This is a genomic window from Blastococcus sp. SYSU D00922 (genome assembly GCF_054050495.1).
In genome coordinates, this window is the sequence record NZ_JBJGZL010000002.1 from 89,155 (window position 1) to 113,516 (window position 24,362).

Below are 24,362 nucleotides of genomic sequence, written 5' to 3' on the forward strand. Positions count from 1 at the left end.
GTGCCCGAGCGCGAGAGCGCGCTCGGGGACGCCGCCGACCAGCGCACGCCTCGTCTGACCATCGGCGAGGTGCTGGCTGTTCTTCGCGACGACTTCCCCGACGTGACGATCAGCAAGATCCGGTACCTGGAGTCCGAGGACCTGGTGCACCCGCAGCGCACGCCGTCGGGGTACCGGAAGTTCTCGCGCGCCGACGTGAGCCGGCTGCGCTACGTCCTGGCCGCCCAGCGCGACCAGTACCTGCCGCTGCGGGTCATCAAGGAGCACCTCGAGGCGCTCGACCGCGGTGAGCCGCTGCCGAGCGGCGCGGGCGGTCCGGGGTCGACGCCGCCACCGCCCGCCGTCGACACCGACGACGAGGCGGGCGTGCCCCCGCTCTCCCCGGAGCAGTTCGCCCGCGCCGCCGGGCTCGACCCGGGGCAGCTGGCCGACTGCGTGCAGTTCGGCCTGCTGGCGACCGACGCCGACGGCCGCCACCCGGCCGCCGACCTGCCGATCGCCCGGGCGGCCGCCGGCCTGGCGCGGCACGGCATCGAGCCGCGCCACCTGCGCGTGTACCGCAGCGGCGTCGAGCGCGAGGCCGGGCTGGTCGAGCAGCTCGTGGCCCCCGTGCTGCGGGCCCGGTCGGAGGAGGCGCGGACCCGCGCCGCCGAGAAGCTGCGCGAACTCGCGACGCTGTCGGCCCAGTTGCACTCCGCCCTCCTGGAGGCGCGCCTCCGGGATCTCCTGCGCCCCTGACTCCGGCGTACCGTGAGGACGTCGCAGCGCTTCACCGCGTGACGAGACCGACCGCCCGCTTTCCCCGGGCCAGCAGCCGAGGAGCCACACCGTGCAGGAGCTTCGAGTCGTCGGTGTACGCGTCGAGCTGCCCGGCAACCAGCCGATCCTGTTGCTGAAGGAGACGCAGGGGGAGCGGTACCTGCCGATCTGGATCGGCGCGGTCGAGGCGGCCGCCATCGCCTTCGAGCAGCAGGGGGTCCGGCCCGCCCGGCCGATGACCCACGACCTGCTGCGCGAGGTCGTGACCGCGCTGGGCGCGACGCTGGAAGCCGTCAACATCACCGAGATGCGCGACGGCATCTACATCGCCGAGCTGGTGTTCGGCGACGAGCGCGTGGTCAGCGCCCGCCCGTCGGACGCGGTGGCCCTCGCGGTGCGGACCGGCGCCCCGATCTACGGCGCCGACGAGCTGCTCGACGAGGTGGGCATCGAGATCCCCGACGAGCAGGAGGACGAGGTCGAGAAGTTCCGCGAGTTCCTCGACCAGATCTCGCCGGAGGACTTCGGTGCGGGCTCCGGCTCGGGCGGCGCGGCCTAACCCCTGGGTATCGGCAGGGTCGGTACGCGGCTCCACTCGAAATGATGAGCGGGACGACACGCCGCCCCGCTCAGTTGACCGCACCCCTGGCCCGGCTTACGGTCGGCGAACAACAACGGTGTGACATCTGAGGTCAGTGGGTGCAACACCCCGCAGGTGCACGGCCGTCGACCCGCACCGCGCGAGCGGCACGGGACCAGAGGAGGACGCTGGACGTGAGCGACCAGAGGGACGGCTCCCAGGGTCAGCTGTTCAGTGATGCGGCCGTCGGAGCCCCGCCGTACGACGAGGTCGACACCGACCTGGTCGGTTACCGCGGCCCGACGGCGTGCGCCGCTGCAGGGATCACCTACCGCCAGCTGGACTACTGGGCCCGTACCGGCCTGGTGGCTCCGTCGGTGCGCAGTGCCACCGGCTCCGGCACGCAGCGGCTGTACTCGTTCCGCGACATCCTGGTGCTGAAGGTCGTCAAGCGGCTGCTCGACACCGGCGTCTCGCTGCAGAACATCCGCAAGGCCGTCGACCACCTGCGCACCCGTGGGATCAAGGACCTCGCCAACGTCACCCTGTTCTCCGACGGCGCGACCGTCTACGAGTGCACGTCCGCCGAAGAGGTCGTCGACCTCCTCGCCGGTGGCCAGGGCGTCTTCGGCATCGCGGTCAGCGGTGCCCTGCGCGAGCTCTCCGGTGAGCTGGCCGAGCTGCCCGCCGAGCGCCTCGACGGTGGCCCCGTGCACGCGGGCGACGACGAGCTCTCCATGCGCCGTCGCCGCCGCGCCGCCGTGTGAGGTTACGCCCCGACAGTGGGCGCTGATGCGCAGTTCTGGACGTCAGAACTGCGCATCAGCGCCCACTGTTGCGTGTCGGAGCCGACCCGCGCCGCGCTGGTAGCGTTCACGCAGTGGCCGACCGTGCTGACACCGCGGCCGGAACGGTGGGGGAGACCCTCCCACCGCTGTCCGGACCGCTCCCGTCCCTGACGTCGCTGAACCCGTCCGGCGCCTTCGCCGCCCGGCACATCGGCCCCCGTGCCGGTGACACCGCCGAGATGCTCGCCGCGGTCGGGCACCCGACCCTCGAGTCGCTCGTCGACGCCTGCGTGCCCGAGGGCGTCCGCGACCGGACCCCGCTCGACCTGCCCGCCGCCCTGGACGAGGCCGCCGTGCTCGAGCTGCTCCGGGAGCGGGCCGAGGCCAACGACGTCTACACCTCGATGATCGGGTTGGGGTACCACGGCACCGTCACGCCGGCGGTCATCCAGCGGACGGTGCTGGAGAACCCGGCCTGGTACACCGCCTACACGCCCTACCAGCCCGAGATCAGCCAGGGCCGGCTCGAGGCGCTGATCAACTTCCAGACGATGGTCGCCGACCTGACCGGCCTGCCGGTCGCCGGCGCATCGATGCTCGACGAGGCCACCGCCGCGGCGGAGGCGATGACGCTGGTGCGCCGGGCGGGCCGGGCGAAGGCCGACGCGGTGTTCGTCGTGGACGCCGACACCCTGCCGCAGACCCTCGCGGTCCTGGAGACCCGTGCCGAGCCGCTGGGCATCGGGCTGCACGTCGCCGACCTCTCCGCCGGCTGGCCCACCGACCTGCCCGAGGCCGGCGCGTTCGGCGTCCTCCTGTCCTACCCGGGTGCCAGCGGCGCGGTCCGCGACCACCGCGCCCTCGCCGCCGCCGCGCACGAGGCCGGCGCCGCGGTCGTCGTCGCGGCCGACCTGCTCGCCCTGACGCTGCTCGAGGCGCCGGGGGAGTGGGGCGCGGACGTCGCCTGCGGCACCAGCCAGCGGTTCGGCGTCCCCATGGGCTTCGGCGGCCCGCACGCCGGTTACCTGTCGGTCCGCGAGGGCCTGGCCCGCCAGCTCCCCGGCCGCCTCGTCGGGGTCTCGGTCGACGCCGACGGCGACGTCGCCTACCGGCTCGCCCTGCAGACCCGTGAGCAGCACATCCGCCGCGAGAAGGCGACCAGCAACATCTGCACCGCCCAGGTGCTCCTCGCCGTCATGGCCGGGGCGTACGCGGTCTACCACGGCCCCGAGGGCCTGGCCGCCATCGCGGCCCGCGTGCACCGCAGCGCTCAGACGCTCGCCGGCTGGCTCGCCGACGGCGGCCTCGAGCTGGTGCACGAGGCCTACTTCGACACGATCGAGGTGCGGGTGCCCGGGCGCGCCGACGAGGTCGTCGCGGCGGCCGCCGAGCGGCGGATCAACCTGCGCCGGGTCGACGGCGACACAGTGGCCGTGGCCTGCGACGAGACGACGACGCCGGTGGTCCTGAGGGCAGTCGCCGAGGCGTTCGGCGTCCCGGCAGGGGAGCTGCGGGGGGACGGCGCGGACGCGCTGCCCGCCGACCTGCGCCGGACGACGCCGTACCTGACCCACCCCGTGTTCTCGGCGCACCGGTCCGAGACGGCGATGCTGCGCTACCTGCGGTCGCTGTCGGACAAGGACCTCGCGCTCGACCGGACGATGATCCCGCTCGGCTCCTGCACGATGAAGCTGAACGCGGCCACCGAGATGGCGGCGATCACCTGGCCGGAGTTCGCGAACCTGCACCCGTTCGTCCCCGCCGAGCAGGCGCGCGGCTACCGCACGCTGATCGACGAGCTGTGCACGGCCCTCGCGGAGGTCACCGGCTACGCCGCGGTCAGCGTGCAGCCCAATGCCGGGTCGCAGGGCGAGTTCGCCGGGCTGCTGGCGATCCGGGCCTACCACCGCTCGCGGGGCGACGACCAGCGGGACGTCTGCCTCATCCCGAGCTCCGCGCACGGCACCAACGCGGCCAGCGCCGTCATGGCCGGCATGCGCGTGGTCGTCGTCGCCTGCGACGAGGCCGGCAACGTCGACGTCGCCGACCTGCACGCCAAGGTGGACCAGCACGCCGAACGGCTCGCGGCGATCATGATCACCTACCCGTCGACGCACGGCGTGTTCGAGGTCGACATCCAGGAGATCTGCGCGGCGGTCCACGACGCCGGCGGGCAGGTCTACGTCGACGGGGCGAACCTCAACGCGATGGTGGGGCTGGCCAAGCCGGGCCGGTTCGGCTCCGACGTCAGCCACCTCAACCTGCACAAGACGTTCTGCATCCCGCACGGCGGCGGCGGTCCCGGGGTCGGGCCGATCGGCGTCCGGGAGCACCTCGTGCCGTTCCTCCCGGGCCACCCGCTGGCCGACACGGGCGGGAAGGGCCCGGCCGTGTCCGGAGCCCCCTGGGGATCGGCGGGCATCCTGCCGATCTCCTGGGCCTACGTCCGGCTGATGGGGCCCGACGGCCTGCTCGCGGCGACCGAGCACGCGATCCTCGCCGCCAACTACCTGGCCACCCGCCTCAAGGAGCACTTCCCGGTGCTGTACACCGGCGCGACCGGGCTGGTCGCCCACGAGTGCATCCTCGACATCCGGCCGCTGACCAAGGCGACCGGCGTGACCAACGACGACATCGCCAAGCGGCTCATCGACTTCGGCTTCCACGCGCCGACGATGAGCTTCCCGGTCGCCGGCACGCTGATGGTCGAGCCGACCGAGAGCGAGGACAAGGCCGAGCTCGACCGGTTCGTCGAGGCCATGGTCACCATCCGCGCCGAGATCGAGAAGGTCGCGACCGGGGAGTACGACGCCAGAGACAACCCGCTGCGCAACGCGCCGCACACCCTGGCCATGCTGGCGGGGGAGTGGGACCGGCCCTACCCGCGGACCGACGCGGTCTTCCCCGTGCGGGCGCTGCAGGGCCGCAGCTACCTCAGCCCGGTACGGCGGATCGACCAGGCGTACGGCGACCGCAACCTGGTGTGCTCGTGCCCGCCCCCGGAGGCCTTCGAGGAGCACGACTTCGGGTCGCACGAGCCCTCGGCCGACGGCGCGGTGCCCGGGCGCGGAGAGGCGCACCCGGACGACCTCGGGACGGCCGCGGACGTGGTGGGCGCGCAGGCCTGACCTGTCAGCACCGCCTGGCAGGGTGCGGCGCATGGACGCCAAGGCCGACCTGCACCGCTACCTCCAGGCCGCGCGCGAGGCGCTGCTCTGGAAGCTCGAGGGGCTGGGGGAGTACGACGTCCGCCGGCCGGTGACGCCGACCGGCACGAACCTCCTGGGCCTGCTCAAGCACCTGGCCTACGTGGAGATGGGCTACTTCGGCCCCACGTTCGGCCGGCCGGTGCCCGAGGTCGAGCCGTGGCTCGCCGACGACGTCGAGGAGAACGCCGACATGTGGGCGGCGGCCGACGAGTCGCGGGAGGAGATCGTCGCGCTGTACCGCCGGGCGTGGGCGGTCACCGACGCGACGGTGGAGGCCCTGCCGCTGGACGCGCCGGGGGAGGTGTCCTGGTGGCGTCCCGACCGCCGGGCCGTGACCCTGCACCAGATCCTCGTGCACGTGGTCGCCGAGACGCACCGGCACGCGGGCCACGCCGACATCGTCCGCGAGCAGATCGACGGGGCGGCCGGGCTGCGCGCCGGTGGCGACAACCTGCCGGACGTCGACCCTGGCTGGTGGGCCGGCTACCGCGACCGGCTCGAGCAGGCCGCGCGGGAGGCCGCCGGCTGAGGCCTGCCCCGGTCGGGCCGCGTCAGGCCGGGGTCAGCCAGACGTGGTGGTCGCTGACGGCCTGACCGTCGGGGAGCAGCTCGCCGTCGTCGTCGAAGAGGACGACGCCGTTGCACAGCAGGCTCCAGCCCTGCTCGGGGTGGCTGCTGACGACCGCGGCGAGGTCACGCGCCTCGCTGGTGGCCTCGGGGCAGGGCGTTACGTGGTGGCACATGGTGGTTCCTCTTCGCTCGGTATCCACGATCCGGTACGAGTACGTACCGTGCTCGTTCGACTACTCGATTCGGCAAGTCTGCGCGCGAGCTGAAGCGAGCGGGAGTGAGCTGGGTCACCAGATCACCCCAATGAGTCGGCAGGTTCTGCCAACGGAATGCGGCTCCGCACCCATCCGGCCAGGTCAGGCCCAGCGTGTCCGCCGGTGACGGGTCAGAGCTTGCGGAGCAGGACCCGGCGCACCGAGTGGTCGGCGGCCTTCTGGAGCACGAGCCGGGCGCGGGACCGGGTCGGCGCGATGTTGCTGCGCAGGTTGGGGCCGTTGACCGCCGACCAGATGCCCAGCGCGGTCTCGCGGGCCTGGTCGTCGGTCAGGTCGGCGAACCTGTGGAAGTACGCGGTGGTGTCCCGGAAGGCCGTCCGCCGCAGCGCCAGGAACCGCTCGACGTACCACTGCTGGATGTCCGACTCCGCGGCGTCGACGTAGACCGAGAAGTCGAAGAAGTCGGAGAGGAAGACCTCCGGCGTCGTGCCGTCGCCGCGGCCGCCGGCCTGCAGGACGTTGAGCCCCTCGAGCACCAGGATGTCGGGCCGGTCCACGGCCTGCCGGGCGCCCGGGACGATGTCGTAGGACTGGTGGTCGTAGACGGGGGCGGAGACCTCCTGGCGGCCGGACTTCACGTCGGCCAGGAAGCGCACGAGCGCCCGCCGGTCGTAGCTCTCCGGGAACCCCTTGCGGCCCAGCAGGCCGCGGGACTCCAGCACCGCGTTCGGGAGCAGGAAGCCGTCGGTGGTCACCAGGTCCACGCGCGGGGAGCCGGGTGCCGACGCCAGCAGCCGCTGCAGCAGCCGCGCGGTGGTGCTCTTGCCGACCGCGACGCTCCCGGCGACCGCGATGACGAACGGCACCTTCGCCGTGGCGTCGCCCAGGAACTCGCTCTGGGCCGCCCAGAGCCGCCGGCTCGCCGCGACGTGCAGCTCCAGCAGCTCGGCCAGCGGCAGGTACACGGTGGCGACCTCGTCGAGGTCGATCCGGTCGCCGAGGGTGGCCAGCTCGCGCAGCTCCGCCTCGTCCAGCGGGTGCCGGGACCCCGCCGCCAGTGCCCGCCACGAGGCGCGGTCGAAGACCGCGTAGGGCGAGATCGAGCTCCGCGTACCGGACGTCACGGCCCCATCGTGCCGTCCGGACCGCCTCGTCCCCTCGGCCGGGTCACCCGCGCGGGTGGGGGAGCGCCGCCGGACGGGCGCCGCGGCGGACGTTCGGCCGGGGCGCGTCTAGGGTTCGGCGTGTGCCGACCCGTCCGGGGCTGCTCGAGTGCATCGAGAGCTACTTCGCCGCCGCTCCGCTCCCGGACGCCCGGATCCACCGCGTCGGCCCGCTCGACGTGCCGATCGGGGACCCGACCTGGCCCTACCCGGCCCGCCCACGCGTAGGGGAGGGGCCGGTGACCGAGGACGACGTCCGGGCCGCCGTGGCGCTGCAGGAGGAGTCGGGCCTGGAGGCCGCCCTGGAGTGGGTGCCGGAGTGCTCGCCGGAGACGGCCGCCGCGGCCCGCGCCGCCGGTCTCACCGTCGAGGAGCTCCCGTTGCTCGTCGCCGCCGACCCGGTCGAGCTGCTGCTCCCGGCCGGCGTCCGCCTCTACGTGGTGGGCGCCGACGACCCGGAGCTGCCGCACTACCAGCTGGTCGCGGCCACCGCGTTCGCCCACCCGGGCGGTGCCTCCGATGCCGGCGCCGTCCCCCTGGACACCTCCGCGGAGGCCCGGGCGCGCACCGAGGTGCTGCGCGAGCGGATCGCGTCCGGTCGCACGGTGATGATGGTCGCCGTCGAGAACGGTGAGCCGGTCGCCGTGGGCTCCCACCAGCCGGTCGACGTCGACGGCACCGAGATCAGCGAGGTCGTCGGCGTGGCGACCCTGCCGCGCCTGCGCGGGCGGGGCCTCGGGGCCGGCCTGACGTCTGCGCTGGTCGCCCACGCCACGCAGACCGCCGACCTGGTCTTCCTCGCCGCGGGGGACGACGACGTCGCCCGGGTCTACGAGCGCGTCGGGTTCGCCCGCCTGGCCACCTCCGCGGTGGCCGACCGCCGGCCGCCGCTCTGAGCCTCAGGGCCCCTTCGGCGGGGGCAGGGCCGCGGCCGCCGCGGTGAGCGCGCCACGCGCCTCGTCGTAGCCGGTCGCCAAGGGCACCTCGCTGAGCAGCACGACGACGCGGCGACCGACCAGCCCCACCGAGTGCAGGTGCCGGTTCCCGGCCACGCAGCACATCCAGCCCTGCTTCACGGCCGTCAGCGGCGGCGCGGTGCCGAAGACGCCGAACCGCTGGTCGAAGCCGTCGGCCGCCAGCGCGGTGGCCGTCCGCATCCAGCCCAGGATCGCCGCGGCGTCGTCGGGGTGGGCGACGACCGGCAGGAGGGCCAGGAAGCGGGCCAGATCGCGCGCGGTCGTCGTGGTCTCGCCCCACTGGCCGGGCCGGGCAGGGGGAGCGGTCCCGGGCAGCCCGTACCGGCGGGCGACGTCGGTGACCATCCCGGCGCCGCCGTAGCGGACCCACAGCGTCGAGGCGGCGGGGTCGTCCGAGCTGCGGATCATGTCCCGCAGCAGCGCGGGGTCGTCGGGCCGCAGCACCAGGCTCCCGGCCCGGGCACGGCGCAGGACGTCCTCGGCCATGAACAGCTTCACCATCGACGCCGTCGGGAACGGCCGGTCGGCGGCGGCGTTCCCGGCGGCGGAGGCGGTCGTCCGGGCCGTGCGCGCCTCCGCCGCCCGGACCGACATCCCCGTCGCCGGCACGTGCTGGCGCGCCACCGCCACGGCCAGCGTGCCGACCGGGGGATAGGCCGCGACCACCGCCGGCACCAGCTCGGCCGCCGGAGGGCCGCCGGCCGACGCGCGCCGGTCCGGCAGCACCTCGCCCAGGATCAGCACCAGGACGGTCAGGGGGAGCAGCACCCGCCGGCGCAGACCGCACGGGGTCGGGTGGACCGGGGCAGCCGCTGCTGAGCCCATGCGTCCATGGTCCGCCGGGCAGGGGCAGGTGCTTCCACTTTCATGGACGTCCCGCGCGCCGGTGATGCGCCGTCAGGCGGCGGTGACGGTCAGTCCTCCTCGTAGGTGACGACCATCGTCGCGCGGGCGAGGGTGTGGAAGAAGAGGTTGAAGCCGAGGACCGCCGGGGTGGTGTCGGCGGTGACGTCGAGCGTCTCCGTGTCGACGGCGTGGACGACGACGAAGTACCGGTGCGCACCGTGGCCCGACGGGGGAGCGGCCCCGACGTAGCCGGCGAAACCGCCGTCGTTGCGCAGCTGGACGGCGCCCTCGGGCAGCCGCGGGGAGTCCTTGTCGCCGGCGCCGCTGGGCAGCTCGGTGACCGTGGCCGGGATGTTGGCCACCGCCCAGTGCCAGAACCCGCTCGCCGTCGGCGCGTCCGGGTCGTACACGGTGACGGCGAAGCTCTTCGTGCCCTCCGGGAACCCGGACCAGCTCAGCTGCGGCGACCGGTCCTCGCCGCCGGCCCCCATCACACCGCTGACGTGCGGCATCGGCAGGGTCTCACCGTCGCTGCAGTCGCTGCTCGTGACGGTGAAGCCGGGCACCTTCGGGAGGTGCTCGTAGGGGTCGTAGGTCAGCGGCCGGTCGGCCATCGCAGCTCTCCTCTTCTCGGCGGGCTCGGAGGCGGGTGGCGTGCCTCCCGTGGCGACCCTAGGCAGGGCGGGCCGCCCGCGCCCGTCGGTGCGAACCGTTGCACGACTGCTGCCGGTTCGACACGTGCGGCGCACCCGCCGCCGGTACCGTCGCCCGCGTGCCTCCTCACGGCCCGCTCGGCCTCCCGGACACCGTCCGCGTCTGCCTCTTCGACCTCGACGGCGTCCTGACCAGGACGGCCACCGTGCACTTCGCGGCCTGGAAGCGCACCTTCGACGAGTTCCTGCACCGCCACGACCCGGGCCAGGCCGAGTTCAGCCAGCTGGACTACAACCGCTACGTCGACGGGAAGCACCGCGCCGACGGCGTCCGGGGCTTCCTCGCCAGCCGGGGGATCAGCCTCCCGGAGGGGAGCCCGGGCGACCCGCCCGACGCGGCGACGGTGCAGGCGATCGCGACCCGGAAGAACGAGATGGTGCTGCGCGAGCTCGACGAGCACGGCGTCGAGGTCTACCCGGGGTCGATCCGGTACCTGCGCGCGGTGAAGGACGCCGGACTGGCCACCGCCGTCGTGACCGCGTCCGCCAACGGGGAGAAGGTCATCGCCGCCGGCGGCTTCGCCGACCTGATCGATGTGCGGGTCGACGGCCTCGTGGCCGCCCGCGACTCGCTGCGCGGCAAGCCGGAGCCCGACACCTTCCTGGCCGGCGCCCGGATGCTGGGCGTCGAGCCGTCCGCCGCGGTGGTCTACGAGGACGCGATCTCGGGCGTGCAGGCCGGCCGCGCGGGGAACTTCGGCTACGTCGTCGGGGTCGACCGGGTGGGGCAGACCGACGCACTGCGGGCCGCCGGCGCGGACGTCGTCGTCACCGACCTCGAGCAGCTGATGGGGGAGCAGGCATGACCGAGGGGCGGGCGACCTTCCCGATCGAGCCGTGGTCGCTGACCGAGGTGGGGCTCGACCACGCCTCGCTGGCCGTGCACGAGTCGGTGTTCGCGCTGACCAACGGGCACATCGGCATGCGCGGCTCGTTCGAGGAGGGCGAGCCCGTCGTCGTCCCCGGCACGTACCTGAACGGCTTCTTCGAGGAGCGCCCGCTGCCCTACGCGGAGGCCGGTTACGGCTTCCCCGAGCAGGGCCAGACGATGGTCAACGTCACCGACGGCAAGCTGATCCGGCTGCTGGTCAAGGACTCGCCGCTGGACCTGGACTACGGCGAGATCATCGACCACACGCGCACGCTGGACCTGCGGGCCGGGGTGCTGCGGCGGTCCACCGAGTGGCGCTCGCCCGGTGGCCGGACCGTCCGGGTGACGAGCACGCGCCTGGTGTCGCTGGCCCGCCGGTCGATCGCCGCGATCGAGTACAACGTGGAGGTCACCGACGACCTCGGCGACCTCTACGTCGCCCTGCAGTCGGACCTCCTGGCCAACGAGACCGTGCCCACCGACGACGACGACCCGCGGGCGGCGGCGATGCTCGCCAAGCCCCTGCAGTGCGAGATCGCGGTCGGCCGGGGACGTCGCGCCGTCCTCGTGCACTGCACGAAGCGCAGCAAGCTGCGCATGGCGGCCGGCATGGACCACGTCATCGAGATCCCCGACAGCGCCACCGAGGACATCGAGGCCGCCGGCGACCTCGCCCGCTACACGCTCGCGGCGCGGATCCCGCAGGGCGGGAGCCTCAAGCTGGTCAAGTTCCTGGCCTACGGCTGGTCCTCCCGCCGGTCGGGCCCCGCCCTGCGCGACCAGGTCGAGGCAGCGCTCGCGACGGCCAAGCTGGCCGGCTGGGAGCGGCTGGCCCGCGAGCAGCGGGAGATCCTCGACCAGCACTGGGACGAGGCCGACGTCGAGATCGACGGCGACGACGAGCTGCAGCAGGCCGTCCGCGTGGGCATGTTCCACGTCCTCCAGGCGGGGCTGCGCGGCGAGCGCCAGCCCATCCCGGCCAAGGGGCTGACCGGTCCGGGCTACGACGGGCACACCTTCTGGGACACCGAGACCTACGTCCTCCCGGTGCTGACCTACACCGCGCCGCACGCCGTCCGGGACGCGCTGCGCTGGCGGCACTCGACGCTGGACATGGCCCGGGAGCGGGCGCGGGTCCTGGGACGCCGAGGCGCGGCGTTCCCGTGGCGGACGATCCGCGGGGAGGAGACCTCCGGCTACTGGCCGGCCGGGACGGCGGCCTTCCACATCAACGCCGACATCGCCGACGCGGTCGTGCGGTACTACAACGCCACCCTCGACGACGACTTCGACCGCGACTTCGGCGCCGAGCTGCTCATCGAGACGGCGCGGCTGTGGGCGTCGCTCGGCCACTTCGACCCCGAGCACGGCTTCCGGATCGACGGCGTGACCGGCCCCGACGAGTACACCGCCGTCGTGGACAACAACGTCTACACGAACCTGATGGCGCAGCGGAACCTGCGGGAGGCCGCCGAGGCGGTCAAGCGGCAGCCCGACGTCGCGGGCCGGCTGGACGTGGCGTCCGACGAGGTGGACACCTGGCTGCGGGCCGCCTCGCTCATGGCGGTGCCCTACGACACCCAGCGCGGCGTGCACATGCAGTCCGACGCGTTCACCCACCACGAGGAGTGGGACTTCGCCGGCACGCCGAGGGAGAACTACCCGCTGCTGCTCCACTACCCCTACTTCGAGATCTACCGGAAGCAGGTGGTCAAGCAGGCCGACCTCGTGATGGCGCTGCACCTGCGCGGGGACGCGTTCACGCTCGAGGAGAAGATCGCCAACTTCGCCTACTACGAGGAGCGGACGACCCGGGACTCCTCGCTGTCGGCGAGCCAGCAGGCCGTCGTCGCGGCCGAGACCGGGCACCTGCAGCTGGCCTACGACTACTGGGCCGAGGCGGCGCTCACCGACCTGCAGAACCTGCACCACAACTCCGGGCACGGGCTGCACATCGCGTCCCTGGCCGGTGGCTGGACGGTCGCGGTCGCCGGGTTCGGCGGGCTGCGCGACCACAACGGCGAGCTGACCTTCGGCCCCCGGCTGCCGGAGCGGATCACCCGGATGCGGTTCCGCGTGGTCTACCGCGGCCGCAAGCTGACCGTGACGGTGACGCACGAGAGCGCGACGTACCGGCTGGTGGAGGGCGAGCCCCTCGACATCCGCCACCACGGCCGCCAGGTGACCGTCGACCACGAGGACCTGGTCCTCGGCATCCCGCCCGCACCGCAGGTGGAGCCCGTCCGCCAGCCGCTCGGCTGCGAGCCGCGCCGCCGCGCGAGGTCGGGCACCAAGCCGCGGGAGCACGCCTCGGCCACGGACGCCGCCGTCCTCAGGTGAGCAGCCAGCTCCCGCCCAGGAGCAACGCGCCGACGTCGACCAGCAGGAACACACCCACCCAGACCAGCGCCGGGAACGGGGTCAGGCGGGCGAGCTGGTCGGCGTCGGAGTCCGGCGCCCGCCGGCGGCGGCGCGAGCTCTGCAGCTCCAGCACCGTGCGCGGCGCGGCCAGCAGGAGGAACCAGGTGGCGACGGCGGCGAACACCGCCTGACCCTGCGGGGGCAGCCACCACGTCGCCGCGAAGACGACGGTGCCGGTCACCAGGACCGACCACAGGCCGTACCAGTTGCGGATCTGCACCAGCAGGAGCGCCAGGAGGGCGAGCAGCGCCCAGAGCAGGCCGATCGCGTGCCCGGCGGCGAGGAGGGCGGCCGCGCCCAGGCCGAACAGTCCCGGGCCGGTGTAGCCGGCCGCGCAGGTGAGCACCATGCCCAGGCCGCTCGGCTTCCCGGCGCTGACTGTCAGCCCTGAGGTGTCCGAGTGCAGCCGGATGCCGGACAGGCGCCGGCCCGCCGCCAGGGCGACCAGCCCGTGCGCCCCCTCGTGCGCGATCGTGACCGCGTGCCGGGTGGCCCGCCAGAGGGCGGGGGAGAGGACCAGCACCGCCGCCGCGGCCAGCGTCGCGAGGAGGACGCCCACCGAGAGGTCGGGGACGGTGGCCGTGACGCGCGTCCAGAACCGGCTCACCACCTCCACGGGCCGAGTCAACCGCACGGACCCGGGTGGGCCCGTCAGGCCGGCGGCGACCGGCGGCTGCGGTGCTCCTCACACGTCCCGGGGGCGACGGCGGGCCGCCGGACCGGGATCCTGGAGCGGTGACCCCGCCTGCGCCCGCCGTCGCCCAGGACCTCCCGGTGACCGTCTCCTTCACGCGTCGCGCCGACCCCGGTCACGCGCGGGAGATGACCGCGTGGATCCGGGCCGGGCTGAGCATGGCCGAGGGGTTCCCCGGCTTCCTCGGCGGCGGGTGGGTCCGGCCGCGGGGCGAGTCGGACGAGTGGCACATGCTGTGCCGGTTCGCCGACCAGCGGTCGCTGGCCGCGTGGGACTCTTCGCCCGAGCGGCAGTGGTGGCTGCGCTCGGCGCAGGGCCTGGCCGAGGTGACCCGGACCGAGCGGCGCACCGGCATCGAGGGCTGGTTCGACGCACCGGTGGAGGCCGAGGTGAGCGCCCCGTCGGCCCGGACGGCCCCGCCCCGCTGGAAGCAGGCGGTGACCATCTGGTTGGTCTTCTTCCCGATGAACCTGCTGGCCACCGTCACGCTGGGCCGGCTGCTGGACGACGTCCCGGTGGTCCTGCGGGTCGCCGTCCTGACCCTGACGCTCACGCCGATCATGACCTACCTGCTCCTGCCGTGGATGACCGCGCGGCTGGACTGGTGGCTCCACGGACGGCGGTTCCGGGACCGCCGATGACCGCCGTCACACGCGGACGGCAGCGGGCCGCTCGGCCGGCGTCGGCGGGGCTCCGGCCGGCACCGGCCGGCGGCTGTTCAGGGCAGAGAGCGCGGCGAGCACGAGCCCACCCGACGCCCACGCGGCGAGGATCCACAGCGGGCCCGCGGCGGCCGCGCCGTCGAAGAAGGCGACCGATCGGAGGGCGCTGACGGTGGCACCGGGCGGCAGCACCTGGCCCAGTTCCCCCCACCCGGTCGGGAGGAACTCCGGAGCGCTGGCCGCGCCGCTGAGCGGGTTGCCGAGCAGCACCACGACCGCGGCGCCGACCCCCAGGCCGGGAGTGCCCGCCACGGCGTGCAGGCCCAGCAGGGCGAAGGCGGTCGCGCCGAGACCCAGCGCGAGCACGCCGCTGGTGGCCCAGTAGTTCCCGTCCAGGGCGCCGAGCCAGGCCTGCAGGAGTGCGGCCAGGGCCAGACCGCCGCCCAGGGCGATCGCCGATGCGCCGGCGAACCGGCGCCCCAGCCCCGGCGTCGTGCGGATGAGCAGCACGGTGGCCACGATCCCGCCCAGGGCGAGCGGCAGGGCGCCCGTGGCGAGCGCCGCCCCGCGCGGGTCGTCGGCCGGTGCCGGCACCAGGTCCTCCACCGGGACCGGCGTCCCGAGCCGCTCGGAGAGCCCGACGGCGACCTGCTGGAGCGTCTGCGCGACGACCGGGCCACCGGCCGATGCGGTCAGGACCTCCGCGCCCCGGGGTCCGACGACCACGGCTCCGTAGACGTCCCGCTCGGCGATCGCACGGCGGGCGGCCGCCTCGTCGGGGAGCGTGGCCGGCTCGAAGGCACCCGGCCGCGCCTGCTCGAGCGCCTCCGTGACCTGCGCGGCCACGGGCGGGGGAGCGGCGACCGCCACCGGCACGTCCCGGGGGGCCGAGCGCACGGCGGGCCACGCGAAGGCAGTGAGGAGCAGGGCCAGGAGCGTGACCACCAGGGCCACGACGGCTGGGAGGGGCACCCGGTGCACGGATCGGTCGGACATGGTCGGCTCCAAAAGCGAACGATCGTTCTCGGACTCGGCCAGGATGGACCCGGCTGGGGGAGTGCGTCAAGAACGATCGTTCGCTTTACTTGTCGTATGCCACGTGTCACCGAAGAGCACCGCCTCGCCCGGCGGGAGCAGATCCTGGACGCCGCCACGGCCACGTTCGCCGCCGAGGGCTTCCAGGCGACGGGCATGGCCGAGCTCATCGCGGCGTCCGGGCTGTCCGCCGGGGCGGTCTACCGGTACTTCGCCGGCAAGGACCAGATCATCGAGGCCATCGTCGACAGGGTGCTGGACGAGGTCGCCGGCCGCATCGAGCACCTGTTCGCCGAGGAGGCGCCGCTGGACCCGGCCCGTGCGGTGGAGCTGGTGGTGACCACGGCGGCTGCCGTCGCCGAGCGGGGCCCGGTGGACGTCTCCCGCCTGGCGGTCCAGGCGTGGGGGGAGGCGCTGCGCAACCCGGCGGTGGCGAAGGTCGCCGACCGCGCGTACGGCCGGCTGCGTGCACTCTTCGCGGCCGAGCTGCAGCGGGAGAAGGAGGAGGGTCGGCTGCCGTCGACGCTCGACGTGCCGGCGGCAGCGGCGGCGATGCTGTCCCTGGTCCTCGGTTTCGTCCTGCAGCGGCTCCTGCTCGAGGACGTCGACCCCCGCACGTACTCCGCCGCGGTGGCGGCCCTGCTGCGGCCCGGGTCCCGGTAACCCGCTCGCCACCCGACCGGAGGCGGTGCCACCATGCTGGCCGTGGAGCTCGTCGCGTCGCTGCCCGCCTTCCTCCTGGCGGTGCTCCTGATCTCCGCCTCGCCGGGGCCGGCGATGGCGCTGATCTTCCGCCGCGCCGCGCTGCGCGGACTGCGCGGCGCCGTGCCGACGGTCCTCGGTCTCGAGCTCGGGCTCTACGTGTGGGCGCTGTTCGCCGGCGCGGGCTTCGCCGCTCTGGTCGCGGCGTCCGAGGTGGCCTACCTGGTGCTGCGGATCGTGGGCGCAGCCGTGCTCCTGGTGCTGGGGTTCAAGGCCCTGCGGGCGGCCTGGCGGGGGAGAGGCGGCGCGAGCATCCCGGAGCCGGCCGCCCCCGTCGGCCGCCGTCACTGGTGGGGCGCGTTCGGCGAGGGCGTCGTCGTCCAGCTGGCCAACCCGAAGGCGGCCGTCTTCATGATCGCCTTCTACCCGCAGTTCGTGCCGGCGGACGGACCGGTGTTCGCGACGACGGCGTTGCTCGGGCTGCTGCAGATCACCCTGGAGACCGGCCTGTACCTCGCCCTGGCGGCGGGCGTGGCGCGAGCCGGCGCGTGGTTCCGCCGGCCGCGGATCCGCGCCCGGATGGAGGCCGTCAGCGGCTCGGTCCTCGTGGCGCTCGGACTGCGCGTCGCCGTGTCCAGCCGCTGAGTCAGTTGCCGGGCTTCACCGCCTTGCCGCGCTCCTGCTCGGCGTCGTCGGCCTCGTAGGCACCGGGGACGGCGCTCGGCTTGCCGGCGTCGTCCGTTCCCGGCGTCGCCGGCTTGTCGGTCAGGTTGTCCGGTCCGGGGGACGGGGTGCCGGCCGGCTCGTTCCGCTCGTCGGTGTCGGGTCGCTGCATGGGGGTCGGGCTACCCGTGGCAACGCCCGGAAACGCGCCCGGCAAGGGGTGTGACGAAACCCCGCCTAGAGCTGCTGCGTCAGGTTGACGACGTTGCCGTCCGGGTCCTCGATGTGCGCCACCCGCTGGCCCCAGGGCATGTCGTTGGCGCCGCTGGTCGCCGTCCCGCCCAGGCGCTCGACCCGCGGGAGCAGCGCGTCGACATCGGGCACCTCGATGCTCAGCAGCATCCGGCCCGGATCACCGGGGGAGACACCTTGGTCCGCCGATAGGCCGAGCTCTGAGTCACCGAGGCGCAGGCCGACGTAGAACGCGTCGCCTTCCTCGGGGTACCGCATGATCTGCTCGGCGCCGAGCAGCGTCGTGTAGAACGCCAGCAAGCGCTCCAGGTCGTGGGTGACGATGATCGGTCGGACGGTGGCCGGCATCGGGTCCTCCTCGGGGTGGTCGTCCTCCTCATCGACCGAAGGAGAGGCGCGAACTCGTCGCTAGCCGTGCCCCCGGACGGTGAGTTGACATAATGTGCATTATCGGCGCAGCGGTTCGGGCTCGAGAGGGGCGCGGACTGCCGCGATCTCCGGGTTCGCCGCCTCTGACGTTCCTCCACGGATGTCGACCTCTCGTCGCGGCCGGCGCAGCGCCGGTTTCGACGGCTCGCTCCGGCGCTCCTCGGTCCGGTCGGCGCACCTGCTGGTGGGACGGCTGCTGGACCGCCACACCGGCCGAACCCCGCCGCGGCGCTGCTGTCCACCGATCCGACTCCCCCGTGAGTCGATCTTGATCCACGAGTCGATCGTGATCGGCTGCCGACCCGCTCGGTTCCAGTCATGACCCCGTCGGATCGCCGTGATGGCCTCCCTGTGCGGTCTCCCCTGGTGCAGCCACCCTCGGTTCATTACGTCACGGTGACGTAATGACGGTGATGTGGGCGGCTCGACGGGCGCCGACGGCCGGGTGTTCGTAGGGTCGGGACATGCAGATCCGACGTCCGATCGCCGCGTTGATGACCGCTATGGCGCTCTTCGGAGGGGGCGTCACGATGACCGCCTGCGAGGCCGCCGGGCAGGAGCAGAACGACGGGACGACCGACGACAGCGACAACACCGGCGGCGCCGACCAGGAGTCCGAGGTTCCCGACAACAGCAACCAGGAGCCGAACGACGAGGACGACGGCGACGACCAGCAGGACCCGGACTGATCCGGTCAGCCGGAGCGCTCGCTGACCCAGAGGCGGTCCAGGCGCCCGGTGGAGCGGACGAGCTCGGCGAGCTGGCGCTCCAGCTCGGCCTTGGTGGGCTTCTCGGTCAGCAGCGTCTGGGCGTCCTCGAGCGCGCAGCGCAGCTGGTACAGCCGGTCCTGCAGCCCGTCGAGCTCGTTCCGCGAGACCAGGACGACGTCACCCGGCAGGCCGGCCTTCGCGGTGGCCGAGCGCTGCTCGTAGGCGCGCTGACGGCACGCCTGCCCGCAGTAGAGCCGCGGCCGGCCGACGGACCCCTGGGACGGGAGGACGCGGCGGCACCAGCCGCAGCGCCGCTGCTCGTCGCTCCCCCGGTTCGCGATCGGCGCCACCGGAAGCTCCGCGGTGGTGCCTGCTGCGTGTCGTTCTGCCACGTCTGCGCACGGTAGACGGCTGGGGCGACAGGTTTCGGGGACACGCCAGAGCGATGCGGGGACGAGCCCTGTCGGGACCACGGAGGAGGCCGCGACGTGAGCGAGCGGGACACCCTGGGCTTCGACGCCCTGTCCGAGGACGCGCTGCGGTCGGCCGGCAGCCTCAAGTGGACGCGCTACGGCCCGGCCATCGGGGCGTTCGTGGCCGAGATGGACTTCGGCACGGCTCCGGTGGTCACCGCGGCGCTGCACGAGGCCGTCGACCAGGGCCGCCTGGGCTACCTGACCACCGACGCCGCGGAGGACATGGCCCTCGCCTGCGCCGGCTGGCAGCGCTCGCGGTACGGCTGGGACGTGCCGCCCGGGTGGATCACCCCGCTCGCGGACGTCGTCGCGGGCCTGCAGGCGGCCGTCGAGCGCTTCACCCCACCGGGCAGCCCGGTCGTGCTCCCCACCCCCGCGTACATGCCGTTCCTCGCCGTACCCGGCCTGCTCGGCCGCGAGCTGATCCAGGTGCCGATGGTGGAGCGGCTGGGGCGGTACACCTACGACCTCGACGGCCTCGCCCGTGCCTTCGAGGCGGGCGGCCGGCTGCTCGTGCACGTCAACCCGCACAACCCGCTGGGTCGCGTGTTCACCGTCGACGAGCAGCTCGCGCTGGCCGAGGTCGTCGAGGCCGCGGGGGTCCGCGTCTTCTCCGACGAGATCCACGCACCGCTGGTGCACCCCGGAGCGGAGCACCGCCCGTATGCGTCCCTGTCCGCGGCGACCGCCCGGCACACGATCACCGCGACCTCGGCGTCCAAGGCCTGGAACCTGCCCGGGCTCAAGACCGCCCAGCTGGTCCTCAGCAACGACGAGGACGCCGCGCGCTGGGACGAGGTCGGGTTCCTGTACACCCACGGCGCCGCGACCCCCGGAGTCCTGGCGAACACGGCGGCCTACGACCGCGGTGGACCGTGGCTGGACGGCGTCCTGGCCTACCTCGACGGGAATCGGCGCCACCTGGCCGCGCTGCTCGCCGAGCACCTGCCCGCCGTCCGGTGGACGCCGCCCGAGGGCACCTACCTGGCGTGGCTGGACTGCCGGGAACTCGACCTGCCGATGTCGCCGGGCGAGTTCTTCCTCGAGCGGGCCGGGGTCGCGATGATCGACGGCCCCGAGTGCGGGGACCCCGGAGCGGGGCACGTGCGGCTCAACTTCGCGACGCCCCGGCCGGTGCTGACGACGATCGTGGAGCGGCTGGCCGACGCCGTCCGGCGGGCCTGATCGGGGCCCCGCGACGGCCGCAAGGGCTGCCACTAGCGTGGATGCCGTGCCCGCCGTGCAGTACGCCTTCCTCGACGGGCCGACGCCGTTGGCGATGGCCCACCGGGGCGGGGCGATCGAGCACCTCGAGAACACCATGCCGGCGTTCCAGGCGTGCGTGGACCTCGGCTACCGCTACCTGGAGACCGACGTCCGGGTGACCGCCGACGGCGTCCTGGTCGTGTTCCACGACCCCACGCTGGAGCGGGTCACCGACCGCACCGGACGGGTGGAGCACCTGTCGTGGGCCGAGGTCTCGGAGGCCCGCATCGGCGGCCGCGAGCCCATCATGCGGCTGGAGGACCTGCTCGGCGCCTGGCCGGACGTGCGCTTCAACCTCGACATCAAGGCCGCCGGGGTGCTCGCGCCGCTGGTGCGCACCGTCCGGCGGATGCAGGTCGCCGACCGCATCTGCCTCGGGTCCTTCTCCGACGCGCGGCTGGCCGCCGCCCGACGGCTGTTCGGCCCGTCGGTGTGCACGTCGCTGGGGCCCCGGGGCGTCGCCGCCCTCCGGCTCTCCTCCTACTCGCCCAAGGCCGCCGGGCTGGTCCGCATCCAGGCCGGCTGCGCCCAGGTGCCGCTCCAGCTGGGCGGCCGCGCCCTGGTCGACGAGCGCTTCATCGCCGCCGCGCACGCCCGCGGCCTGCAGGTGCACGTGTGGACCGTCGACGACGAGGGGGACGCCGCCCGGATGCTCGACCTGGGCGTCGACGGCGTCATGACCGACCGCCCGGCCATGCTGCGCGAGCTGCTGGAGAAGCGCGGCCAGTGGGTCCCGCGGTGAGCCTGGGAGAACGCCTCCGCGCCTGGCGCCCCACCCCGCCGCCGCTCCCCGACGACCTCGCGCCGCTGGTGAAGCCGGACGACCCGGAGTGGTTCGCGCGGGAGATGGCGATCGCCGCCGCGCCGCCGTGGTGGTTCTGGCGGTTCATGCTCCGCAACTTCTCGTGGCTGGTGAGCATCTTCGGCCGCGTCGAGGTGACCGGCGGTGTCCCCGACGAGCTGCGCCACGGACCGCTGCTGCTCGCGGCCAACCACATCGGCGACTTCGACCCGTTCGTGATCGCAGTCGCGCTGCACGAGGCCGGCGTCGTCCCCCGGATCATGGCGACCGGCGGCATCATGTCGGCCCCCGTGGCCGGTCCTCTGCTGGAGCGGACGGGCGCCATCCGGGTCGAGCGCGGCACGGAGCTCGCCCGGCACGCCGTCCGGGTCACCGAGGTCGCCCTGGTCTCCGGCGGGCACGTCGTGGCCTACCCCGAGGGCCGGGTGGGCCTCACCGCGGACGGCTGGCCCGAGCGCGGGCGCACCGGCATGGCGCGGATGGCCCTCGGGCTCGGCGTCCCGGTCATCCCGGTGAGCCAGTGGGGTGCGCACGAGGTGCTGCAGTACGGCAACGACTGGGGCAAGCTGCGCACGGCCCTGCGGGCGGTCGTGCGGCGGCCGGCCCTCAAGGTGCACCTCGGCCCACCGGTGAAGCTCGACGACCTGCAGATGGGCCGCGTCGGCGACGCCAACCGGGCGCGGTACCGGATCGCCGCGGCGATCACCCGCGGCCTCGTGCCGCTGCGCGCCGACGAACCGGACCGCCCGGCGTTCGTCGACCCCACCCGGCCGACCACCGCCGTCGCGGCGTACCCCGGTGGTGTGGTTCCCGAGGACATCCCGTGACGACTCCGGCCCGGTGCTGGACCGGCCGTCCGGCGGCTGGGAGCCTGCGCCCGTGACGACTGCGCCCCCGGACACCGGCACCGGGCCCGCCGGCCGACCCGTCGACCCCGCGGACGAGAAGGCCCTGAAGCGCGAGCGCTTCGGCTGGTACTCCTACGACTGGGCCATGTCGGTCTTCAACACCTCGGTGACGACCGTCTTCCTCGGCCCGTACCTGACGGCGATCGCCCGCGACGCCGCGGGGCCCGACGAGCGGCTGTCGTTCCTCGGGCTGTCGATCGCCGCGGGCAGCTGGTTCTCCTACGTGCTGTCGTTCTCGGTCGTCGTCCAGGTCCTCGTGCTCCCCCTGGCCGGCGCCGTCGCCGACCGGACCGGTCGCAAGCGCCAGATGCTGGCCGGCTTCGCGTTCCTCGGCGCCCTGGCGACGACCGCCCTGTACTTCGCCGGTGACGGCCGGTGGCTGATGGCCGCCGTCCTGTTCGTCGTGGCCAACGTCAGCTTCGGCGCGGCGACCGTCGTCTACTACTCCTGGCTGCCCGACCTGGCCGGGCCGGACGAGCGGGACAAGGTCTCCAGCCGCGGCTGGGCGTTCGGCTACGTCGGCGGCGCGGTTCTGCTGGCCATCCACCTCGGTCTCGTGCTCAGCGCCGAGTCGCTCGGCCTGACCACGGGTGAGGCGGTACGCATCTGCCTGGCCACCGCCGGTCTGTGGTGGGGCGCGTTCACCGTCTTCACCGTCTCCCGCCTGCGCAACCGGCCGGTGCGCGACGCCGATGCCGCCCGGTCGGGCAGCAGCTTCCGCCAGCTCGCGCGGACCTTCCGGGAGATGCGGGCGTTCCCGCTGACCCTGTGGTTCCTCGGCGCGTACCTGCTGTTCAACGACGGCGTGCAGACCGTCATCTCGCTGTCGGCGACGTACGCCACCGAGGAGCTCGACCTCGAGCAGGAGGTGCTGACCGGCGCCATCCTCATGGTGCAGGTGGTGGCGATCTTCGGCGCGCTGGGTCTGGGCCGGCTGGCCGGCCGATACGGCGCGAAGCGCGTCGTCCTGGGCGCGCTGGTGGCCTGGATCGGCGTGCTGCTGGCCGCCTTCTTCCTGCAGACCGGCGCGGTGGCGCAGTTCTACGCCCTGGCGGCCGTCATCGGCCTGGTGCAGGGCGGCACCCAGGCCCTCTCGCGGTCGCTGTTCAGCCAGCTGATCCCGGCGGGCAAGGAGGCCGAGTACTACGGCTTCTACGAGATCAGCGACCGCGGCACCAGCTGGCTCGGGCCGCTGGCGTTCGGCCTGACCTACCAGCTGACCGGCTCCTACCGGCTGGCGATCGTCAGCCTGGTCATCTTCTTCGTGGGCGGCTTCATCGCGCTGGCGGCCCTGCCGATGCGGCGCGCAGTCGTCGCCGCTGGCAACACACCCCCGGAGCGCCTGTGACCCCGGTCGACCCGGCCGTCCCCCTCCCCCTGCCGAACTCGATCCCGGCGTCCGGCGACCGCCGCCGCCACCCCGCGCCCGCCCACCTGCGGTTCTTCCACGGGCCGATGGACTGCGGGAAGTCGACGCTGGCCCTCCAGGTGGACCACAACCAGAGCCGGCAGGGCCGGCACGGGCTGCTGCTGACCCAGGGCGACCGCTCGGCGGCGCCGCAGATCAGCTCCCGCGTCGGACTCTCGCGGGCCGCGACGGAGATCGACGACGACGTCGACCTGCGCCTGCTGGTCCGCGAGCGGTGGGCCGACGGGCAGCGGGTGGACTACCTGATCGTCGACGAGGCGCAGTTCCTCACCGGCACGCAGGTGGACCAGCTGGCCGAGCTGGTCGACGAGTCGCACGTCGACGTCTACGCGTTCGGGTTGACCACCGACTTCCGCGCCCAGCTGTTCCCGGGCACCCGGCGGCTGCTCGAGGTCGCCGACGACGTGCAGCGCATCCAGGTCGAGGTGCTGTGCTGGTGCGGCCTGCCCGGGCTGCTCAACGCACGCGTGGTCGACGGCGTGATGGTGCACTCCGGCGAGACCGTCGTGGTGGCCGACACCGCGCCCGCGGAACTGCCCGGCGAGGACCCCGGCCACTCCCCCGCCGTCCGCTACCAGGTGCTCTGCCGGCGGCACTACGTGCGGGGCGAACTGGGGCCCACCGCGGCCGGACCGGGGCAGCTGGCGCTCCCCTGACCTGCGCGCTCACCCCTCCGAGGGGCAATCGCGCGGCGGATCTGCCCCCATGCGATGATGGACCACTGATTCGGCGGAATCCTTCCGCGATTTCTGTCGTTCATCTCTGTGACTCCTCCGGGTTCGTGGGTATGCCCCCGCGTGGCCGGAGATCGAGTCGCGACCGACACACGAACGAGAGGACGGTGTGCCATGGGCGAGCGTTCCCTGCGCGGCAGCCGCTTGGGCAGCGTCAGCTATGAGACGGAGCGGAACACCGCGCCGATCGACCGGCAGTACGCCGAGTACCGGTGCGCGTCCGGCCACCTGTTCACGGTGCCCTTCGCCGACGACGCCGAGCTCCCCGACACCTGGGAGTGCAAGTTCGACGGTTCGGCCGCGAAGCTGGTCGGCGGTGCCGAGCCGGCGCCGAAGAAGGTCAAGCCCCCGCGGACCCACTGGGACATGCTCCTCGAGCGTCGTTCCGTGGAGGACCTCGAAGAGGTGCTCGCCGAGCGCCTCGACGTGCTCCGTGGTCGGCGCACCCGCGCCAGCTGATCCCAGCACGAACGCAGACGGCCCCGGTG

Annotated in this window: 27 protein-coding genes; 18 read left to right on the forward strand and 9 right to left on the reverse strand. The window is 73.8% G+C overall.

Annotated features, from left to right (window positions below):
• The 5 genes from ftsR (at nucleotide 1) to ACI78T_RS03065 (ending at nucleotide 5,865) form a co-directional block, all read left to right on the forward strand.
• On the forward strand, nucleotides 1-738 hold the full coding sequence (ftsR, locus tag ACI78T_RS03045; protein WP_456556598.1) for a transcriptional regulator FtsR: 738 nt from the start codon (nucleotides 1-3) through the stop codon (nucleotides 736-738).
• Between the two features lie 91 nt (nucleotides 739-829).
• On the forward strand, nucleotides 830-1,318 hold the full coding sequence (locus ACI78T_RS03050) for a bifunctional nuclease family protein (RefSeq protein ID WP_456556599.1): 489 nt from the start codon (nucleotides 830-832) through the stop codon (nucleotides 1,316-1,318).
• A gap of 215 nt (nucleotides 1,319-1,533) precedes the next feature.
• Entirely contained in the window at nucleotides 1,534-2,106 is a 573-nt protein-coding gene (locus ACI78T_RS03055) for a MerR family transcriptional regulator (protein ID WP_116451826.1), read from the forward strand.
• A 113-nt stretch (nucleotides 2,107-2,219) separates the two neighbouring features.
• Nucleotides 2,220-5,255 carry an aminomethyl-transferring glycine dehydrogenase gene (gcvP, locus tag ACI78T_RS03060; protein ID WP_456556600.1) on the forward strand — a complete coding sequence of 1,012 codons (3,036 nt, stop codon included), beginning with the start codon at nucleotides 2,220-2,222 and terminating at the stop codon, nucleotides 5,253-5,255.
• 31 nt (nucleotides 5,256-5,286) lie between these two features.
• The gene (locus tag ACI78T_RS03065; RefSeq protein WP_456556601.1) at nucleotides 5,287-5,865 is read left to right on the forward strand and encodes a DinB family protein; all 579 of its coding nucleotides are present in this window, start codon (nucleotides 5,287-5,289) and stop codon (nucleotides 5,863-5,865) included.
• Between the two features lie 22 nt (nucleotides 5,866-5,887).
• Here ACI78T_RS03065 and ACI78T_RS03070 read toward each other — a convergent pair whose 3' ends face one another.
• Both ACI78T_RS03070 and coaA read right to left on the reverse strand, forming a co-directional pair.
• Nucleotides 5,888-6,079 (reverse strand): DUF5999 family protein, encoded by a 192-nt coding sequence (locus ACI78T_RS03070; RefSeq protein WP_456556602.1) that lies wholly within the window; start codon nucleotides 6,077-6,079, stop codon nucleotides 5,888-5,890.
• A gap of 212 nt (nucleotides 6,080-6,291) precedes the next feature.
• On the reverse strand, nucleotides 6,292-7,245 hold the full coding sequence (coaA, locus tag ACI78T_RS03075) for a type I pantothenate kinase (RefSeq protein WP_456556603.1): 954 nt from the start codon (nucleotides 7,243-7,245) through the stop codon (nucleotides 6,292-6,294).
• 122 nt (nucleotides 7,246-7,367) lie between these two features.
• Here coaA and ACI78T_RS03080 point away from each other — a divergent pair, with 122 nt between their 5' ends.
• On the forward strand, nucleotides 7,368-8,180 hold the full coding sequence (locus ACI78T_RS03080) for a GNAT family N-acetyltransferase (RefSeq protein WP_456556604.1): 813 nt from the start codon (nucleotides 7,368-7,370) through the stop codon (nucleotides 8,178-8,180).
• A gap of 3 nt (nucleotides 8,181-8,183) precedes the next feature.
• Here the strand turns inward: ACI78T_RS03080 and ACI78T_RS03085 are convergent, their stop codons facing one another.
• The gene (locus tag ACI78T_RS03085; RefSeq protein ID WP_456556605.1) at nucleotides 8,184-9,086 is read right to left on the reverse strand and encodes a serine hydrolase; all 903 of its coding nucleotides are present in this window, start codon (nucleotides 9,084-9,086) and stop codon (nucleotides 8,184-8,186) included.
• Between the two features lie 89 nt (nucleotides 9,087-9,175).
• A complete protein-coding gene (locus ACI78T_RS03090) occupies nucleotides 9,176-9,721 on the reverse strand; it encodes a YbhB/YbcL family Raf kinase inhibitor-like protein (RefSeq protein WP_456556606.1) in 546 nt (181 codons plus the stop codon).
• 158 nt (nucleotides 9,722-9,879) lie between these two features.
• Here ACI78T_RS03090 and ACI78T_RS03095 point away from each other — a divergent pair, with 158 nt between their 5' ends.
• Both ACI78T_RS03095 and ACI78T_RS03100 read left to right on the forward strand, forming a co-directional pair.
• The gene (locus tag ACI78T_RS03095) at nucleotides 9,880-10,626 is read left to right on the forward strand and encodes an HAD family hydrolase (protein ID WP_456556607.1); all 747 of its coding nucleotides are present in this window, start codon (nucleotides 9,880-9,882) and stop codon (nucleotides 10,624-10,626) included.
• Nucleotides 10,623-13,031 carry a glycoside hydrolase family 65 protein gene (locus ACI78T_RS03100; protein ID WP_456556608.1) on the forward strand — a complete coding sequence of 803 codons (2,409 nt, stop codon included), beginning with the start codon at nucleotides 10,623-10,625 and terminating at the stop codon, nucleotides 13,029-13,031. Before ACI78T_RS03095 ends, ACI78T_RS03100 begins: the two co-directional genes overlap by 4 nt.
• On the opposite strand, the gene ACI78T_RS03105 is transcribed toward ACI78T_RS03100, so the two are convergent.
• Entirely contained in the window at nucleotides 13,024-13,728 is a 705-nt protein-coding gene (locus tag ACI78T_RS03105; protein ID WP_456556609.1) for a M50 family metallopeptidase, read from the reverse strand. The genes ACI78T_RS03100 and ACI78T_RS03105 overlap by 8 nt on opposite strands.
• Before the next feature lie 119 nt (nucleotides 13,729-13,847).
• Between ACI78T_RS03105 and ACI78T_RS03110 the strand changes: the two genes are divergently transcribed.
• Nucleotides 13,848-14,447 (forward strand): antibiotic biosynthesis monooxygenase, encoded by a 600-nt coding sequence (locus tag ACI78T_RS03110; protein ID WP_456556610.1) that lies wholly within the window; start codon nucleotides 13,848-13,850, stop codon nucleotides 14,445-14,447.
• Between the two features lie 6 nt (nucleotides 14,448-14,453).
• Here ACI78T_RS03110 and ACI78T_RS03115 read toward each other — a convergent pair whose 3' ends face one another.
• On the reverse strand, nucleotides 14,454-15,464 hold the full coding sequence (locus ACI78T_RS03115) for a hypothetical protein (RefSeq protein WP_456556611.1): 1,011 nt from the start codon (nucleotides 15,462-15,464) through the stop codon (nucleotides 14,454-14,456).
• A 96-nt stretch (nucleotides 15,465-15,560) separates the two neighbouring features.
• Here ACI78T_RS03115 and ACI78T_RS03120 point away from each other — a divergent pair, with 96 nt between their 5' ends.
• Nucleotides 15,561-16,166, forward strand: a complete 606-nt coding sequence (locus ACI78T_RS03120) for a TetR/AcrR family transcriptional regulator (RefSeq protein WP_456556612.1) — start codon at nucleotides 15,561-15,563, stop codon at nucleotides 16,164-16,166.
• A gap of 33 nt (nucleotides 16,167-16,199) precedes the next feature.
• Complete coding sequence (locus tag ACI78T_RS03125) at nucleotides 16,200-16,850, forward strand: LysE family translocator (protein ID WP_456556613.1); 651 nt, start codon at nucleotides 16,200-16,202, stop codon at nucleotides 16,848-16,850.
• A gap of 1 nt (nucleotide 16,851) precedes the next feature.
• Here the strand turns inward: ACI78T_RS03125 and ACI78T_RS03130 are convergent, their stop codons facing one another.
• A complete protein-coding gene (locus ACI78T_RS03130; RefSeq protein ID WP_456556614.1) occupies nucleotides 16,852-17,040 on the reverse strand; it encodes a hypothetical protein in 189 nt (62 codons plus the stop codon).
• 65 nt (nucleotides 17,041-17,105) lie between these two features.
• Nucleotides 17,106-17,468, reverse strand: a complete 363-nt coding sequence (locus ACI78T_RS03135; protein WP_456556615.1) for a VOC family protein — start codon at nucleotides 17,466-17,468, stop codon at nucleotides 17,106-17,108.
• A 545-nt stretch (nucleotides 17,469-18,013) separates the two neighbouring features.
• Here ACI78T_RS03135 and ACI78T_RS03140 point away from each other — a divergent pair.
• On the forward strand, nucleotides 18,014-18,238 hold the full coding sequence (locus tag ACI78T_RS03140) for a hypothetical protein (protein WP_456556616.1): 225 nt from the start codon (nucleotides 18,014-18,016) through the stop codon (nucleotides 18,236-18,238).
• A gap of 5 nt (nucleotides 18,239-18,243) precedes the next feature.
• Here the strand turns inward: ACI78T_RS03140 and ACI78T_RS03145 are convergent, their stop codons facing one another.
• Nucleotides 18,244-18,609: a hypothetical protein gene (locus ACI78T_RS03145; protein ID WP_456556617.1), complete on the reverse strand. Its 366-nt coding sequence runs from the start codon at nucleotides 18,607-18,609 to the stop codon at nucleotides 18,244-18,246.
• A 138-nt stretch (nucleotides 18,610-18,747) separates the two neighbouring features.
• Between ACI78T_RS03145 and ACI78T_RS03150 the strand changes: the two genes are divergently transcribed.
• The 6 genes from ACI78T_RS03150 (at nucleotide 18,748) to ACI78T_RS03175 (ending at nucleotide 24,333) form a co-directional block, all read left to right on the forward strand.
• A complete protein-coding gene (locus ACI78T_RS03150; RefSeq protein ID WP_456556618.1) occupies nucleotides 18,748-19,920 on the forward strand; it encodes a MalY/PatB family protein in 1,173 nt (390 codons plus the stop codon).
• Between the two features lie 46 nt (nucleotides 19,921-19,966).
• Nucleotides 19,967-20,743 (forward strand): glycerophosphodiester phosphodiesterase, encoded by a 777-nt coding sequence (locus tag ACI78T_RS03155; protein ID WP_456556619.1) that lies wholly within the window; start codon nucleotides 19,967-19,969, stop codon nucleotides 20,741-20,743.
• A complete protein-coding gene (locus tag ACI78T_RS03160; RefSeq protein WP_456556620.1) occupies nucleotides 20,740-21,630 on the forward strand; it encodes a lysophospholipid acyltransferase family protein in 891 nt (296 codons plus the stop codon). The genes ACI78T_RS03155 and ACI78T_RS03160 overlap by 4 nt, the downstream gene beginning before the upstream one ends.
• Before the next feature lie 52 nt (nucleotides 21,631-21,682).
• The gene (locus ACI78T_RS03165; protein WP_456556621.1) at nucleotides 21,683-23,059 is read left to right on the forward strand and encodes an MFS transporter; all 1,377 of its coding nucleotides are present in this window, start codon (nucleotides 21,683-21,685) and stop codon (nucleotides 23,057-23,059) included.
• Nucleotides 23,056-23,796, forward strand: coding sequence for a thymidine kinase (locus ACI78T_RS03170; RefSeq protein ID WP_456556622.1), 741 nt, complete (start codon nucleotides 23,056-23,058; stop codon nucleotides 23,794-23,796). The genes ACI78T_RS03165 and ACI78T_RS03170 overlap by 4 nt, the downstream gene beginning before the upstream one ends.
• Nucleotides 23,797-23,988: 192 nt before the next feature.
• Entirely contained in the window at nucleotides 23,989-24,333 is a 345-nt protein-coding gene (locus ACI78T_RS03175) for an RNA polymerase-binding protein RbpA (RefSeq protein ID WP_097183270.1), read from the forward strand.
• The last annotated feature ends 29 nt before the right edge of the window (nucleotides 24,334-24,362 follow it).